At 65.9% G+C, this 14,475-nt stretch carries 14 protein-coding genes; 10 read left to right on the top strand and 4 right to left on the bottom strand.

The genetic code is table 11. The annotated features are described in order from the left end of the window. Positions 1-30: 30 nt before the first annotated feature. The gene (locus tag AC3RCC_RS01685) at positions 31-546 is read right to left on the bottom strand and encodes a pilus assembly protein N-terminal domain-containing protein (protein ID WP_291637563.1); all 516 of its coding nucleotides are present in this window, start codon (positions 544-546) and stop codon (positions 31-33) included. Between the two features lie 413 nt (positions 547-959). On the opposite strand from AC3RCC_RS01685, the gene AC3RCC_RS01680 reads away from it, so the two are divergent. The 9 genes from AC3RCC_RS01680 (at position 960) to AC3RCC_RS01640 (ending at position 9,648) form a co-directional block, all read left to right on the top strand. Further along, positions 960-1,124 (top strand): Flp family type IVb pilin, encoded by a 165-nt coding sequence (locus AC3RCC_RS01680; RefSeq protein WP_291637565.1) that lies wholly within the window; start codon positions 960-962, stop codon positions 1,122-1,124. A gap of 161 nt (positions 1,125-1,285) precedes the next feature. Continuing rightward, positions 1,286-1,798: an A24 family peptidase gene (locus AC3RCC_RS01675; RefSeq protein WP_291637567.1), complete on the top strand. Its 513-nt coding sequence runs from the start codon at positions 1,286-1,288 to the stop codon at positions 1,796-1,798. A 125-nt stretch (positions 1,799-1,923) separates the two neighbouring features. After that, the gene (gene cpaB, locus AC3RCC_RS01670) at positions 1,924-2,703 is read left to right on the top strand and encodes a Flp pilus assembly protein CpaB (RefSeq protein ID WP_291647994.1); all 780 of its coding nucleotides are present in this window, start codon (positions 1,924-1,926) and stop codon (positions 2,701-2,703) included. Continuing rightward, positions 2,700-4,184, top strand: a complete 1,485-nt coding sequence (locus AC3RCC_RS01665) for a type II and III secretion system protein family protein (RefSeq protein WP_492257402.1) — start codon at positions 2,700-2,702, stop codon at positions 4,182-4,184. The genes cpaB and AC3RCC_RS01665 overlap by 4 nt, the downstream gene beginning before the upstream one ends. A 35-nt stretch (positions 4,185-4,219) precedes the next feature. Continuing rightward, a complete protein-coding gene (locus tag AC3RCC_RS01660; RefSeq protein WP_492257401.1) occupies positions 4,220-4,960 on the top strand; it encodes a CpaD family pilus assembly protein in 741 nt (246 codons plus the stop codon). Further along, positions 4,960-6,216: a CpaE/TadZ family protein gene (locus AC3RCC_RS01655; RefSeq protein ID WP_291637576.1), complete on the top strand. Its 1,257-nt coding sequence runs from the start codon at positions 4,960-4,962 to the stop codon at positions 6,214-6,216. The genes AC3RCC_RS01660 and AC3RCC_RS01655 overlap by 1 nt, the downstream gene beginning before the upstream one ends. Position 6,217: 1 nt before the next feature. Beyond that, the gene (locus AC3RCC_RS01650) at positions 6,218-7,657 is read left to right on the top strand and encodes a TadA family conjugal transfer-associated ATPase (protein WP_492257400.1); all 1,440 of its coding nucleotides are present in this window, start codon (positions 6,218-6,220) and stop codon (positions 7,655-7,657) included. A 21-nt stretch (positions 7,658-7,678) separates the two neighbouring features. Continuing rightward, positions 7,679-8,659, top strand: coding sequence for a type II secretion system F family protein (locus AC3RCC_RS01645; protein ID WP_492257399.1), 981 nt, complete (start codon positions 7,679-7,681; stop codon positions 8,657-8,659). 11 nt (positions 8,660-8,670) lie between these two features. Then, positions 8,671-9,648, top strand: a complete 978-nt coding sequence (locus AC3RCC_RS01640; RefSeq protein WP_492257398.1) for a type II secretion system F family protein — start codon at positions 8,671-8,673, stop codon at positions 9,646-9,648. A gap of 198 nt (positions 9,649-9,846) precedes the next feature. Here the strand turns inward: AC3RCC_RS01640 and AC3RCC_RS01635 are convergent, their stop codons facing one another. The 3 genes from AC3RCC_RS01635 to AC3RCC_RS01625 form a co-directional block, all read right to left on the bottom strand. Beyond that, a complete protein-coding gene (locus AC3RCC_RS01635; RefSeq protein WP_492257397.1) occupies positions 9,847-11,004 on the bottom strand; it encodes a cyanate transporter in 1,158 nt (385 codons plus the stop codon). Between the two features lie 66 nt (positions 11,005-11,070). Then, positions 11,071-12,480 carry an amidohydrolase family protein gene (locus AC3RCC_RS01630; RefSeq protein WP_492257396.1) on the bottom strand — a complete coding sequence of 470 codons (1,410 nt, stop codon included), beginning with the start codon at positions 12,478-12,480 and terminating at the stop codon, positions 11,071-11,073. Between the two features lie 19 nt (positions 12,481-12,499). Beyond that, a complete protein-coding gene (locus AC3RCC_RS01625; RefSeq protein ID WP_291640241.1) occupies positions 12,500-13,207 on the bottom strand; it encodes a FadR/GntR family transcriptional regulator in 708 nt (235 codons plus the stop codon). A gap of 190 nt (positions 13,208-13,397) precedes the next feature. On the opposite strand from AC3RCC_RS01625, the gene AC3RCC_RS01620 reads away from it, so the two are divergent. After that, positions 13,398-14,459: an ABC transporter substrate-binding protein gene (locus tag AC3RCC_RS01620; protein WP_291640243.1), complete on the top strand. Its 1,062-nt coding sequence runs from the start codon at positions 13,398-13,400 to the stop codon at positions 14,457-14,459. Positions 14,460-14,475: the final 16 nt, after the last annotated feature.

Here is a 14,475-nt window from a genome sequence, read left to right as displayed (position 1 = left end):
GTGACCGCGTCCGAACGGACGCGCGGCGCACTAGCGCTTATCGTCCGTCGCCGCGGCGTTGCGGGCCTTGTTCTGACCGCCGACCTCGTCGAAGAAGCGCTTGACGTCGCCGAGTTGCGCCGCAGGCTGGCATTCCGGCGTGCAGGAATAGCTTTCGCGCTCGAGGCCGCGCTGCACGGTCAGGATCGAATCCGAGGCCGCGCGGACCCGCACGAAGGATTCCGCCAGCAAGGTGCCATTGGCATCGAGCGCGATCAGATTGGTCACGCCGAAGCTCTTGCCGGTGACCACCATCACGCCATTGCGCTGGACCGTGACATCCGCGATCGCGGGATTGCCGACGATCACGGTCTGCGCCTTTTCGGGCAGGCGGACCACTTTGGCGTGATCGACGGTGACGACTACCGCGCCCTGCTGGCTCTCGGCGGGGGCTGCGGCCGGGGCCGGGGCGGGACGAGTCTGTGCGATCGCGGTGGAGAAGACGGCGCCGCCGGCCGCGATGGCGGCGATGAGGACAAGCCGCGAGGCGGTCATCGCAATCAACATGGTGGCGCCCCAAGGTTTCCAACGGGTCGAGCAAAGCCGAAAATGATGAATCAATCCCTAAAAGGGCGATCTGGCGCGGGCGGATAGGCCCCATTCCTGAGGCAAGGCTTTGGACAATGTGCCAGAATTGGGAGAGACGCCCCCCGAATGGAGGCAGAAATAAAGTTGTTAGCTTGAGTGATGGTACGCAAATACTGTAATAAGTAAAACTATAGCAATATTTATACGCATATTTAACCGTCGAGTTGAGATAGGGCTGTGTTAACCATCCAAGAAGCGTCCGGAAAATTTGCCGAATTCTTGAGTCACTTTAACCGATCAGCAATGCGAGCTGTGTAGCTTCGCAATTGTCGCTGACCGAAGCCGATCCAGAGCAAGGCAGCAGTCAAACCGTGGTGCAAAAGGAGACTACCATGACCAAGTTTTTCGCTCGCTTCGCCAAGGACGAATCCGGCGCGACCGCCATCGAGTACGGCCTGATCGCCGCCCTGATCGCCGTCGTCGCCATCGCCGGCATGGAAGTGGTCGGTACCAACCTGCTCGCCAAGTTCCAGGAAATCGCGGGCAAGCTCGTCTGACACTGTCGGGCTGACAAGTCCGGCCAGTTACGATCTGTCGAGACGCCCCGGAGAAATTCCGGGGCGTTCTCATTTTAAGAACCTCTGCTGCGCCGGCGGTAAGCCTTTGGTCAACCCGTTGCCGCAGTATCCCAGCCGAACGCTGAAACCGGATGGATGCCATGTCGCTGCCGCTGATCGCCATCCTCGTCATTTTCCCCGCCGCGATGGCCTATGCCGCGGCTAGCGACATCGTCACGATGACGATCTCGAACCGGCTCTGCCTGCTGCTGGTCGCGGCCTTCGCGCTCTGCGCCGCCAGCCTCGGTCTGAGCTGGTCCCAGATCGGCTCGCACGTCGCCGCCGGGCTTCTCGTACTCTTGTTCGGCATCGGCCTGTTCGCGGCCGGCTGGGTCGGTGGCGGCGACGCCAAGCTCGTCGCCGCCACGGCGCTCTGGTTCGGCTTCGAACCATTGCTGTCCTATCTGCTGGTGACGGCGATCGCCGGGGGGGTGCTGACACTCCTTCTGCACCAGCTGCGGCAGGCGCCGCTGCCGGGCCGGGCCGAGAACTGGGCCTGGGCGAAGCGACTGCACGGCGTTCAGCAAGGCGTGCCCTATGGCGTGGCGCTGGCGTTCGGCGCACTCGCGGTTCTCCCGCAAACCGCGATCTGGCGGGCTGCGATCGGTGTTTGACCGGGGCTCGACGGCTTCCAGCGGAAGGTGTCGGCAAAAAGATACGTAGGGTTAACCATAAGTTGACGATTCCGGCGGCACGATCGGTCTGAGGGCTGGCTCGTGCTGGCCGAGGATCGCCAGCCATGAGTCCCGCCAGAATCGTCATCCTCGCAGTCGCGCTGGTCGCCGGGCTGGGCGCTGCGCTGCTGATCAATCGCCCCCCCAAGATCACCAGCCCGTCGGTGACCAAATACGAACCGGCGCCGACGGTCGAGGTTCTGGTCGCAGCCGCGGATGTTCCGCTCGGCAATCGGCTGGCCGCCAGCGATCTGCGCTGGATCGCCTGGCCGCTGGCCAGTCTGCCGACCGGCGTGATCCGGCGTCAGGATGCACCCGAGGGCGAGGCGGAGTTCGTCGGCCAGGTCGCGCGGGCACAGCTCTTCGGCGCCGAGCCGATCCGTCGCGAAAAGCTGATCCGCACCGATGGCTCGGGTTTTCTCTCCGCCATCCTCCCCGCCGGCAAGCGCGCCATCGCCATCACCACCGAGCGCAGCGGCGCCAACACCGCCGGCGGCTTCATCCTGCCCAATGATCGCGTCGATGTGATCCGCACCAGCCGCGACGACAGCAACAACAGAGACGGCTCGGCGCCCATCAGCGAGGCCGTTCTGGTCAATGTCCGTGTTCTGGCGATCGGCCAGAACGTCCAGGAAAAGAACGGCGAGAAGGTTGTGGTGGGCGAGACCGCGACCCTGGAGCTCGACCCGCATCAGGTCGACATCGTCGCGCTCGCCCAGAAGACGAGTTCGCTCTCACTGGCGCTGCGCAGCCTCCAGGATGCGGGCGAACTGAGCCCCCCGACCACCGAAGGCGGGATGACCCTCGTGCGCTACGGCGTCACCAGCAAGGGCGTGAAGCCATGATCCCCGCCAGCACCGATTTTCGTCTCCGTCGCCCCGCCTTGCCGCGGCGGCGTTTCGCCCTGGCCTTGCTGCCGCTCGGCGCGCTGATCGCGGCCCCGGCGGCGCTGGCGCAGAACAAGGGCGCCGCCCCGGTGCTCAATGTCGGGGCCAGCGAGCATGCGATCTCACGCCGGCTCGACCTTTCGATCGGGCGTTCGCTGATCGTGGAGCTGCCGCGCGACGCCAAGGAAGTCTTCGTCGCCAATCCCAAGGTCGCCAACGCCGTCGTGCGTTCGGCCCGCAAGCTCTTCGTGATCGGGATGGCCGATGGCTCGACCTCGATGTTCGTGATGGATGCCGAGGGCAGGCAGATCACGGCGCTCGAGATCGAGGTGGGGCGCGATCTCAACGTGCTGCGGCAGACCCTGCGCTCGGCGATGCCGCAGGCGCAGATCCAGGTGAAGCCGGCCGGCAACTCGATCCTCCTCGTCGGCAATGTCGCCAGCGCCTCCGAAGCGACGCAGGCCATGGACATCGCCAACGCCTTCGTCGGCATCTCCGGCGAGGGCACCAATGCCACCAGGGGCGCGGTCATCAATTCGCTGACCATTCGCGGCCGCGACCAGGTCATGGTCAAGGTCGTCGTTTCCGAGGTGTCGCGCAAGGCGATCAAGCAGCTCGGCATCAACTCGACGGGTGAATGGAAGCTCGGCAAGTTCAGCATCACGCCGTCGATCGACACGCCTTTCTCCTTGCAGCCGCAGCAGCTCGCGGCGACCGCGATCGGAGCCGGCGTCGGCAACTCCACCAATTTCACGCTGCGGGCGCTGGAGCGCGCCGGATTGTCGCGCGTGCTCGCCGAGCCGACCGTAACGGCGATCTCGGGCGAGAGTGCCAAGTTCACCGCGGGCGGCGAGGTGCCGATACCGAACGGCTATTCCTGCGACACGACCAATCGCTGCGTTCTGAACATCACCTACAAGCCGGTCGGGGTCTCCCTGAACTTCACGCCGATCGTGATGTCGGAAGGCAAGATTTCGATGCGGATCGCCACCGAGGTCACCGAGCTCGACTTCGAGAACCAGCTTCGCCTCAACCCGACCGAGACCACCGCGGTCAACGCCCCGGGCTTCCGGGTCCGCAAATCCGACACCACGGTCGAGCTGCCTTCCGGCGGCACGTTGGCGACGGCGGGCCTGATTCAGCGGGTTTCGCGCCAGGCGATCAACGGCCTGCCCGGCCTGATGAACATTCCGATCATCGGCACGCTGTTCCGTTCGCGCGACTATCAGCGCGAGGAGACCGAGCTGATGATCGCGGTGACGCCCTACATCGTGAAGCCGGTCGACCCCGGGCAGCTCAACCGGCCGGACGACGGCTTCGTCGAGGCGCACGATGCCCAGACCGTGCTGATGGGACGGCTCAACAAGATCTACGGAACGACAAGTGGCGGACCTGTGCCCCAGGCCTATCGCGGCCGTGTCGGCTTCATCGCCGACTGAGGGCGGCGGCCATGCATCTGCAAGGGATGGTGAGCGTGACGACAGAGGACAGAACCAGGATGTGCCGCCGCAGCCCGGCAGGTCTGCTTCCCGTGCTCGCGACCGTGCTCGCCCTCGGGGCCTGCGCCAAGGGCGACCTGACGGCGGGCGGCGCTCCTTTCGATACGCGCGAGCGCCATCCGATCGTGCTGCGCGACGCTCCGCGCTCGCTCGATGTCTTCGTCGGCCGCGCCGGCGGTGGGCTCGATCCGCGTCAGGCCGATGACGTCACCCGCTTCGGCCAGGACTATCGCCGCAGTGGCCGCGGCGGCCTGGTCGCCGAGGTGCCGACCGGCTCCGGGCGCGAGCTCGCCGCGCGTGACACGCTCGACGGCATTCGCCGCTCGCTGGCGCAGGCCGGCGTGTCCCAGGGGGCGCTCCAGGTCAGGACTTATCCGGTTGCCGATCCCGGCCTCGCCTCGCCGATCCGCCTGACCTATGCCTCGCTGCAGGCCGGGTTGCCGCATGCCTGTGGGCAATGGCCGGAGGATGCCGGCGTCTCGAGCTACAAGACCGACGCCTCGAACGAGCCGCTGTGGAATTTCGGCTGTTCGACGCAGGCCAATCTCGCCGCGCAGGTCGCCGACCCGCTCGACCTCGTCCGTGCCCGCGGCGAAGGTCGGCTCGACACCCAGAAGCGCATGGAGGCGATCAAGAAGCTGCGCGAGGGCAAGGATCCCTCGACCCTTTATCGCCAGGAGCAGACTGCGATCAGCACAGCCGTCGGAGGCAAGTGATGGCAGCTGGACCGCTTCACGAGACGGAAATGCCCGGCGAGGAGATCATCGCACCGCTGCCGCGCATCACCTTGCAGGCCTTCTGCGAGACGCAGGAAGTCGCTGCCGCGATGCAGGCGGTGACGGCCGACCGGCGTATGGACAAGGCGCAGACCCGCATTCAGATGGGCGGGCCGGCTGCGGCCGTGGAAGCGTTCCGCGCCGCGCCCACGCCGAACGTCATCGTCCTGGAGACGGTCACCGAGCCGGGGCGGCTGATCGCCAGCCTCGATGCGCTTGCCGAAAGCTGCGATCCGGGCACCAAGGTCGTCGTCATCGGCCATGTCAACGATGTCCAGCTCTATCGCGACCTGATCCGCCGTGGCGTCAGCGACTATCTGATCGCCCCGCTCGGCGTGCTCGACGTGCTGCGGACCTTGTCCGAGCTCTACGCCACGCCCGGCGCCCAGACGCTCGGGCGCACCATCGCCGTGGTCGGGGCCAAGGGCGGCGTCGGCTCGTCGACCGTGGCGCATAACCTCGCCTGGGCGATCGGCCGCAATCTCGGCGCCTCGACCGTGATCGCCGACCTCGACATCGCCTTCGGTACGGCAGGGCTCGATTTCAATCAGGATCCGCCGCAGGGGGTTGCCGAGGCGGTGTTCGCGCCCGAGCGCCTCGACGCGAACATGCTCGACCGGCTGCTCTCGCGCTGCAGCGAGAATCTCGCTCTGCTCGCCGCGCCCGCCGTGCTCGATCGCACCGTCGATCTCGGCGAGGATGCGCTCGACCTGTTGCTCGACCTGCTGCGCGCGAGCGTTCCCTGCATCGTGCTCGATGTGCCGCATCTCTGGACGGGCTGGGCGAAACGCACCCTGATCGGGGCCGATGAGGTCGTGATCGTCGCGGCTCCGGAGCTGGCTTCGCTGCGCAACGCCAAGAACATGATGGATCTGCTGCGCGCCGCACGGCCGAACGATTCCGTGCCGCGGCTGATCCTCAACCAGGTCGGCATCGCCAAGCGGCCGGAGATCGATGCCGCCGAATTCGCCAAGGCGCTCGGCGTCGAGGTCCTGAATGCGATTCCCTTCGACGCGCAGCTCTTCGGCACCGCCGCCAATAACGGCCAGATGGTCGCGGAGGTCCAGTCCGGCGGCAAGGCCGCCGAGGCCTTCATCCAGATCGCGATGGCGCTGACCGGGCGCGGCGAAGCCAAACGCAGCAAGCGCAGCCTGCTCGAGCCGCTGGTTGCCAAGCTGATGCGCCGGAAGGCCTGAGATGTTCGGCAAGAGAACCGCGATCCAGCCGGTCACCCCGGCCAAGGCGGCTCCCACCGCGATGGCTGTCCGGGTGGCCGAAGCCCGGCCTGGGACGGTCGAGCCCCGCCGGCCGCCACCGCCGGCCCCGGTCGAGTCGGTCAAGTCCGACGAATACTACCAGATGAAGAGCATGATCTTCGGTGCTCTCATCGAGGCGATCGATCTCTCCCAGCTCGCCAAGCTCGATGGCGAATCGGCGCGCGAGGAGATCCGCGACATCATCAACGAGATCATCTCGCTGAAGAATGTCGTGCTCTCCATCGCCGAGCAGGAGGAGCTGCTCGACGACATCTGCAACGACGTCCTCGGCTACGGGCCGCTGGAGCCGCTGCTGGCACGCGACGACATCGCCGACATCATGGTCAATGGCGCGAGCCGGACCTTCATCGAGACCGACGGCAAGATCCAGCTCACCAATATCCGCTTTCGCGACAATGCGCAGTTGATGAACATCTGCCAGCGCATCGTCAGCCAGGTCGGCCGGCGCGTCGACGAGAGCTCGCCGATCTGCGACGCCCGTCTCGCCGATGGCTCGCGCGTCAACGTCATCGCACCGCCGCTCGCCATTGACGGGCCGGCGCTGACGATCCGCAAGTTCAAGAAGGACAAGCTGACCCTGGACCAACTGGTCCGCTTCGGCGCGATCGCACCGCCCGGCGCCGAGATTCTCAAGATCATCGGCAAGGTCCGCTGCAATCTGGTGATCTCGGGCGGCACCGGCTCGGGCAAGACGACGCTGCTGAATTGCCTGACCAACTATATCGAGCATGACGAGCGCGTGATCACCTGCGAGGACGCGGCGGAGCTGCAATTGCAGCAGCCGCATGTCGTGCGTCTCGAGACCCGCCCGCCCAATCTCGAGGGCACCGGTGCGGTCACCATGCGCGATCTCGTCAAGAACTGCCTGCGCATGCGGCCCGAGCGCATCATCGTCGGCGAGGTGCGCGGGCCCGAGGCCTTCGACCTGCTGCAGGCGATGAACACGGGTCATGACGGCTCGATGGGCACGCTGCACGCCAACACGCCGCGCGAATGCCTGAGCCGTATCGAATCGATGATCACCATGGGCGGCTTCAGCCTGCCCTCGAAGACCCTGCGCGAAATGATTTGCTCCTCGATCGACGTGATCATCCAGGCGCAGCGCATGCGCGACGGCTCACGCCGGATCACCCATATCACCGAGGTGATGGGCATGGAGGGCGATGTCATCATCACCCAGGACCTCATGGTCTTCGACGTGCTGGGCGAGGACCCGAACGGCAAGCTGATCGGCCGCCACCGCTCGACCGGGATCGGCCGGCCGCGCTTCTGGGAGAGGGCACGCTATTTCGGCGAGGAGCAACGCCTGGCCGCGGCCCTCGATGAACTCGAGGGCCAGAACGACGCCGGCATGGCGTAACCGGGGGAGCGGGGCAACGCCATGGATCTTGGGCTGATCGCTGCCGTCATCCTCGCCGCCATCTCGGCGGGCGGCGTCGCCTATGCGTTGTTCTACCCCTCGCTCAGCGGCCAGGCCCGGGTCGAGCGGCGGCTCAAGGAGTTTACGACTCCGGTGATCACGCGCAGCGCAGCAGAGCGCGAAGCGCAGAATCGCGCCAAACGCGGCCAGGTGGCGCAGAGCCTGAAGGATATCGAAAACCGCGAGAAAGCCCGCAACAAGGCGACGCTCGAAGTCAGAATTCAGCAGGCAGGGCTGAGCTGGTCGCGCCGGCAATACTTCATCTTCGCCGCCGTGACGGGCCTTGTCTGCGGCCTGCTCGCGCTGGTCGCGTCCGGCAAGGGGGTGCTCGGTGTCGTCGGCCTGTTCGTCGGCCTTTTCGGCGTGCCTTCCTTCTTCCTGAGCCAGCGTCGCAAGAAGCGCCTGAAACGCTTCTCGAACGAGTTTCCCAATGCGATCGACGTCATCGTGCGCGGCATCAAATCGGGCCTGCCTCTGAACGACTGCCTGCGCATCATCGCCAATGAAGCGCAGGAGCCGGTCAAGACCGAGTTTCGCCTGATCGTCGAGGCGCAGGCGCTGGGCCTCGCCCTGAGCGATGCCGCCGCCAAGCTGTTCGAGCGCATGCCCTGCCCCGAGGCCAACTTCTTCGGCATCGTGCTGGCGATCCAGCAGAAGACCGGTGGCAACCTTGCCGAGACCCTGGCCAATCTCTCCCGCGTCATTCGCGAGCGCCGCAAGATGCGCGACAAGATCGCGGCGGTCTCGATGGAGGCCAAGGCTTCGGCGGCGATCATCGGCAGCCTGCCTGTCGTCGTCGCGCTGCTCGTCTATGTGACGAGCCCCCGTTACATCGAGCAGCTCTGGCTGACCTCGACCGGCCAGGTTGCGCTGCTCGGTGCGGCGGTCTGGATGACGATCGGGATCCTGGTGATGAAGAAAATGATCAATTTCGACATCTGAGGCGACAGAACATGGTTGCGCTCCTCATCGAAAAGCTCACCGACCTCAACTTCATGCTGGCCCTGCTGGGCGGGCTCGCCGTGGCCGCGACGGTCGTCATGGTCGGCACCCCCCTGGTCGAGGGCAATGCTCTGGGCAAGCGGATGAAGAGTGTCGCGACCGAGCGTGACAAAATCCGGGCCCGCGAACGCGATCGGCTGGCGCGCCAAGGCGACAAGGTCTCGCTGCGGCAGGAGCCGAAGGAGTTCATGCGCCGCACGGTGGAGCAGTTCAAGCTCGGCGATTGGCTCGGCACGGAGCATGCCAAGAGGCAGCTCGCCATGGCCGGCTTTCGCGGCCAGCAGGCGGAGATCGGCTTCCTGTTCTTCCGGGCTGTCACGCCGGTAGGGCTCTTCCTGTTCGCACTCTTCTATATCTCCTTCGTCAATGATTTCGGGCTGTCGCAGGTCAACCGGATCGCGGTTGCGATCGGTGCGGCCTATCTCGGCATCAAGGCCCCGGAGATCTATCTCTCCAATGCGACCAGCAAGCGTCAGTTCTCGATGCGGCGGGCCTTTCCGGACGCGCTCGACCTGCTGCTGATCTGCGTCGAATCCGGCATGTCGATCGAGCTCGCCTTTCGCAAGGTCTCGACCGAGATCGGAGGCCAGTCGGTGCCGCTGGCCGAGGAGTTCGCGCTGTGCACGGCGGAGCTCTCCTATCTCGCCGAACGTCGCCAGGCCTATGAGAATCTGGCGGCGCGCACCGGGCTCGAAACGGTGAAATCGGTCTGCACGGCCCTGATCCAGGCCGAGCGCTACGGCACGCCGCTCGGTACGGCCCTGCGGACGCTGGCCCAGGAGGGCCGCGACCAGCGCATGAACGAGGCCGAGAAGAAGGCCGCGGCGCTGCCGCCGAAGCTGACCGTGCCGATGATCCTGTTCTTCTTGCCGGTGCTGTTCATCGTGATCATGACCCCGGCCTTCATCAAGCTGGTCACCATGATGTGAGCCGGGCGGTGGTCGACGCCGTTTCACGTCGACCCCGTTCAAGGTGAGGCTGGCGCCGAGCCGGGACGCGCGGATGTTTTGAGCCGCCCTGGCTTTCGGCCCGGCTCTTCGCGAGGGCGCGGACCATGAAACCCAGCCGCTCCCCGCAATGATCGGATGGCCATCGGCAATGGCGCCGCAGGCCCGGATCGTGATCGCTTATGCTGGCCGCCGCAGCGCACGCGCATAGCCCGCCGGCCTGAAGCGGCAGGCGAGGATGGCGACCAGGCCGATGGCCCCGGCGTGAACGAGCCAGCCGAACGAAAGACCGCCGGCTCGTTCGCCCAGGACGGCGATGATCCACGGAAAGCTGCCGGCGATCAGGAAACCACCGCCCTGCATGAAGGCCGAAAGGGCGCCTGCGTCGACCGGGTTCTCCAGATGGTCCAGCGCCACGACCATGAACAGCGAGAACGCGCCGCCCATGCCGATGCCGAGCACGATCGCCCAGAAGGCCGGGTTGAGCTCGGGGCGGAATGCGAGCCCGCAGAAACCCAGCAGCTGCAGTCCGAGCGACAGGACGATCCAGGGGCGCCGATCCAATCTCCTGGAGGCCAGGACGGGGATCGCGAGCGCGGCGATCGCCTGGCTGGTCGCCAGCGCAGCGAGAAGGCTGCCGCTGTCGGTGCTGCTCCAGCCCATCCGCTGATAATAGGGCGCGAGCCAGGCGACGATCGAGGCATAGCTGCCATTGACGATGCCGAAGCCGACCATCAGCAGCCAGGCTCGCGGCCGGGGCATCAGGTCCCGGAGTCCCAGCGTGCCGCTCGGGCCTCCGATGCTCGAGGGCAGGTGGAAGAAGGAGACGGCCGCGGCCAGAACGGCGAAGGGCGCCATCCAGCCGAGACCGAGCCGCCAATTGCCGCTCGCCTCGGCGATCAGCGGCGATAATTGCGCGCCCACGGCGCCTCCGCCCATCAGGCAGGCCGAGAACAGTCCCATGGCGAAGGGCGTCCTGTCGCGGAAATGCGCCTTGATGCGCCGCGGAAAGACCGCCTGGATGAGCGCCACGGACAGGGCGCAGAGCATCGTGGCGGCGATCAGGACGCAGCCGCTGTCGGTCAGCATCCGCCCGCCGGAAAACAGGCCGAGAGCGAGCAGCGCCCCGATGATGATCCAGCGATCCTCGGCGATGTTTCTCTGAAGGGCGGGGCCGAGGAAGGCGCACAATCCCATGGCGGCCATCGACAGGCTGGCGAACAGGGACAAGCCCTGATCGCCGAGCCCCGTCGCCGCCTGCATGTCCGAAGCCAGGGGAGCCACACCGGTGAGGAAGGGCCTGAGATTCAGGCCGATCAGCACGACCGCGAGATACATTTCAGCTCCTGAGGCATGCCCTGCGATCGCGGCAAAGGCCGCGATCGCAGGGTCCGCTCCGGCAGATCACCAGGCCGGAAGCGGGCGGTAACGACGGTCGGCGACGGCATCGCTCACAAAGCGCGCGCCGGCCGTGGCTTCCTCCCGGAGCCTCTCGATGTCGATCGTCGGGAAGGCGCCGTCGGAATAGAGGATCTTGCCGGCGACGATCGTCGTCTTGACCTCGGCGCGCGAGGCATAGCGCAGCAGCTCGCTGGACAAATGCTGCGAGGCCATCATATGCGGTCCGCTGCCGTCGAGCACGACCATGTCGGCGGCCTTGCCGACCTCCAGCGAACCGATGAGATCGTCGCATCTCAGCACCGAGGCGGCCTCGATGGTCGCCATGTCGATGATCTCGCCAGCGGACAGGAATTCCGCATCATAGCCTGAAACGCCCCATTTGGCGCCGTGGATGAGCCAGGCGGCCCGCATGTTCACGAAGATGTCGTTGGCCTGGTTGTCGCAGCCGAGCGCGACGCGAATGCCCGAAGCCCGGAAGCGCGGCAGATTGGGGATCGCGTTGAGATTGGCGACGCATTCCACCGGGGAATGGGCGAGGCCGGCCTTGCCGCGGGCCAGGAGCTCGATCTCCTTCTCGCTCGCCAGCACGGCGTGGACCGCGACCAGATGCTCGTCGATGACGCCGAACTCGGCGAGCTGCTCGATCGGGCGGCGCCCGAAGGTGGCGAGACAGAACTCGACCTCCTCGCGATCCCGCCCGATATGGACCTGGATGGTCGCGTCGTGCCGGCGCGCCAGCTCGGCACCGCCCTTGAAATAGGTCTCGGAGAAATTCATCAGCGCGGAGACGTTGACCGCCCCCCGGATCAGGCCGTCGCCCCGCGCCGGGTGCCGCTTCAGGAACGCCTCGGTCGCGATGAGCTCCTTTTCCGCCTGCCCTTCCCGCGCCTTGTACCAGGAGCGGTCCGCGATCTGGCTGTAGAGCGCCGCATGGTGGAAATCCTGGTCCGCCGCGCCGCGCGCCATCACGCAACGGATGCCGGTCTCCTCGATCGCCTCGACGATCGCCGGCTCATGTGCGGGGTTCAAGGTTCCCTCGCACATCGTCGTGATGCCGGATCGCAGCAGCTGCGCGGCGATGAGCCTGACGGTCGTGGCGGCCTGCTCCGGGTTCAGCGAGCGCTGGGCCGGGCTGTAGATGCGCGGGATCATCGGCAGCTCGCCGCTGGTCAGGGAGCGGACGAAGCACTGGGTGCAATGCGTATGGGCGTCGATGAAGCCCGGCATGATGATGGAATGGGCGTCGCCGACGACCTGGTCGCAGCGGAAGCGCGAGGCGATCTCCTGCCGCGGACCGACGGCAAGGATGCGGCCGGCCCGCGAGACGGCCATGCCGTCATCGATGACCGTCCGGTCCTTGTCCATGGTGACGATGCGACCGCGCACCGCGAGGTCAACGCTCTCTAGCTCCACTTTTTCGGCCCTCTCGACACTAGACGATGAATGGTTCACCCGGCCGCAGGGTCTCGTAGGTCTGCGCGACCGTTTCCATGTGGGACATCACCGCCTGCCAGGCGGCATGCGCATCGCGCCGGGCGATCGCGTCGACGATCTCGCGGTGCTGCTCGCTGAAGAACGCCCTGCGATCGGGGCGCAGCACCGCACGGAGCATGGCTCCCCAGACGATCTTCTTGCGGGCCTGGTTGACGGTCTCGAACAGCTCGGTCGCGAGCGGATTCCCGCTGGCCTGGGCGATCGCCCGATGGAAGGCTTCGTCGAAGACCTCGTAGTCATCCATGTTCCTGGCCGCGGCACAGCGCCGGCAACTGGCCTGGATCTCGGCGATCTGCGAGGGGGTGGCGTTCACGGCCGCGAGCGAGGCGAGCGATGGCTCGATCATCCGGCGGGCATCCAGGATGTGCCGCGGGCTGCAGAAGGCGGTGACGTCGGCCGCGAGCGGCTCGGCCTCGCTGCGTCGGCCGCGGAACGTGCCGCGGCCGACATGGCGCCAGAGCGAGCCCTTCGCCTCGAGCCGCTCCAGGGCCTGTCTTATGGCGTGCCGGCTGACCTGAAAGCGCTCGGCGAGATCCCTTTCCGTGGGCAACTTCGCCCCCGTTCGATCTGCCGCCTCCGCCATCATCGCCTCAATGCCCTCTTCCAGGGCCGATCTAATCTCGTTCGTGATCCGCTGGCGAGTCATATTTGCAACCAATGATTTGCTTTGGTCGAGATCAGATGCTCAAGACTTGTTCGTAAAGTCAAGAATCTTTCGTAAGATTCACGGTTGACAGCCGCTGTTGCAGATATTCAAGTAGGCGCCAATAATTTGGGTGTGAGCAAAATCGCAACCAATAATGCAACCAATCCAACGGGGAACGGAGGTTGTCGCCATGGCAAACCGCAGCATGCTCGGCCTGGGCATGGCGCTGGTCGGACTGATCGCGCCGCAAATCGCATCCGCAGATTCGATCACGGTCGCCAATAATGGCGGCGCCGCCGGGGCCGGCTATCGCGAGGCCTATTACAAGCCTTTCACCGCCAAGACCGGGCACACGATCGTCGACGATCAGTTCAGCCAGGAGCTCGCGAAGATCCGCTCTCAGGTCGAGACGGGCAATCTCGTCTGGGACGTCGTCAGCGTGACCGCGATCAACGAGGCCACCGCCTGCGACGAAGGCCTGCTCGAGCGCATCGACTGGTCGAAGTATCTCGACCCCAAGGATTTCGCCGATGTCGGCGGCTTCGGCCAATGCGGCCTGCCCAATAATTTCGTCTCCGGCGGTCTGGTCTACGATTCGAAGCGCTATGAAGGCGGCGACGCGCCGAAGAGCTGGGCCGATTTCTGGGATGTGAAGAAATTCCCGGGCAAGCGCGGCCTGCTCTATCGCGCCGAGCAGACCCTGGAAGTCGCGCTCATGGCCGACGGCGTGCCCCCGGCCGACGTCATGAAGGTGCTGTCGGCGCCGGGGGGAGCCGACCGGGCCTTCAAGAAGCTCGCCGAGCTCAAGCCGCACATCAAATGGTGGAAGAGCGGCGACGAATCCATGCAGGCTCTTCTCACCGGCGAGGTCGTCATGACCTTCGCCTGGAACGGCCGGGTCGGCATGGCGAACCGCGCCAACAACCGGCAGCTCAAGATCGAGTTCGGCGCGGGCCACGTCTCCGGCAGCCAGATGATCGCGGTCATGAAGGGCACCAAGAAGAAGGACGTCGCGATCGATTTCATCAAGCTCGCATCCTCGCCGGAGCCGCAGGCGAATTTCGCGCGCGCCATCGACTATGCCCCGGTGAATGCCAAGGCTTACGCCTTCCTGACCGAAGCCGAACGCGCCACGCTGCCCGCCGGGCATATGAAGCTGGCCTCGCTGCAGAGCGGGACGGTCTATCTCGATTTCTGGCTCAACAATGGCGATGCGCTGCTCCAGCGCTTCATCACCTTCGCCGCGCAATAGCACTGAGATCCAGGGA

Source organism: Allobosea sp. GW823-FHT01F03 (genome assembly GCF_058798075.1).
Note: the sequence above shows the minus strand (reverse complement) of the source record. Positions and strands in the feature narration are given on the sequence as shown.

Excerpts from the sequence above, each read along its gene's own strand:
- AC3RCC_RS01625 (WP_291640241.1), bottom strand. The coding sequence starts at position 13,207 with ATGACTCGCCAGCGGATCACGAACGAGATTAGATCGGCCCTGGAAGAG.
- cpaB (WP_291647994.1), top strand. The coding sequence starts at position 1,924 with ATGAGTCCCGCCAGAATCGTCATCCTCGCAGTCGCGCTGGTCGCCGGG.
- AC3RCC_RS01620 (WP_291640243.1), top strand. The coding sequence starts at position 13,398 with ATGGCAAACCGCAGCATGCTCGGCCTGGGCATGGCGCTGGTCGGACTG.
- AC3RCC_RS01650 (WP_492257400.1), top strand. The coding sequence starts at position 6,218 with ATGTTCGGCAAGAGAACCGCGATCCAGCCGGTCACCCCGGCCAAGGCG.
- AC3RCC_RS01640 (WP_492257398.1), top strand. The coding sequence starts at position 8,671 with ATGGTTGCGCTCCTCATCGAAAAGCTCACCGACCTCAACTTCATGCTG.
- AC3RCC_RS01635 (WP_492257397.1), bottom strand. The coding sequence starts at position 11,004 with ATGTATCTCGCGGTCGTGCTGATCGGCCTGAATCTCAGGCCCTTCCTC.
- AC3RCC_RS01645 (WP_492257399.1), top strand. The coding sequence starts at position 7,679 with ATGGATCTTGGGCTGATCGCTGCCGTCATCCTCGCCGCCATCTCGGCG.
- AC3RCC_RS01655 (WP_291637576.1), top strand. The coding sequence starts at position 4,960 with ATGGCAGCTGGACCGCTTCACGAGACGGAAATGCCCGGCGAGGAGATC.
- AC3RCC_RS01665 (WP_492257402.1), top strand. The coding sequence starts at position 2,700 with ATGATCCCCGCCAGCACCGATTTTCGTCTCCGTCGCCCCGCCTTGCCG.
- AC3RCC_RS01680 (WP_291637565.1), top strand. The coding sequence starts at position 960 with ATGACCAAGTTTTTCGCTCGCTTCGCCAAGGACGAATCCGGCGCGACC.
- AC3RCC_RS01685 (WP_291637563.1), bottom strand. The coding sequence starts at position 546 with ATGTTGATTGCGATGACCGCCTCGCGGCTTGTCCTCATCGCCGCCATC.
- AC3RCC_RS01675 (WP_291637567.1), top strand. The coding sequence starts at position 1,286 with ATGTCGCTGCCGCTGATCGCCATCCTCGTCATTTTCCCCGCCGCGATG.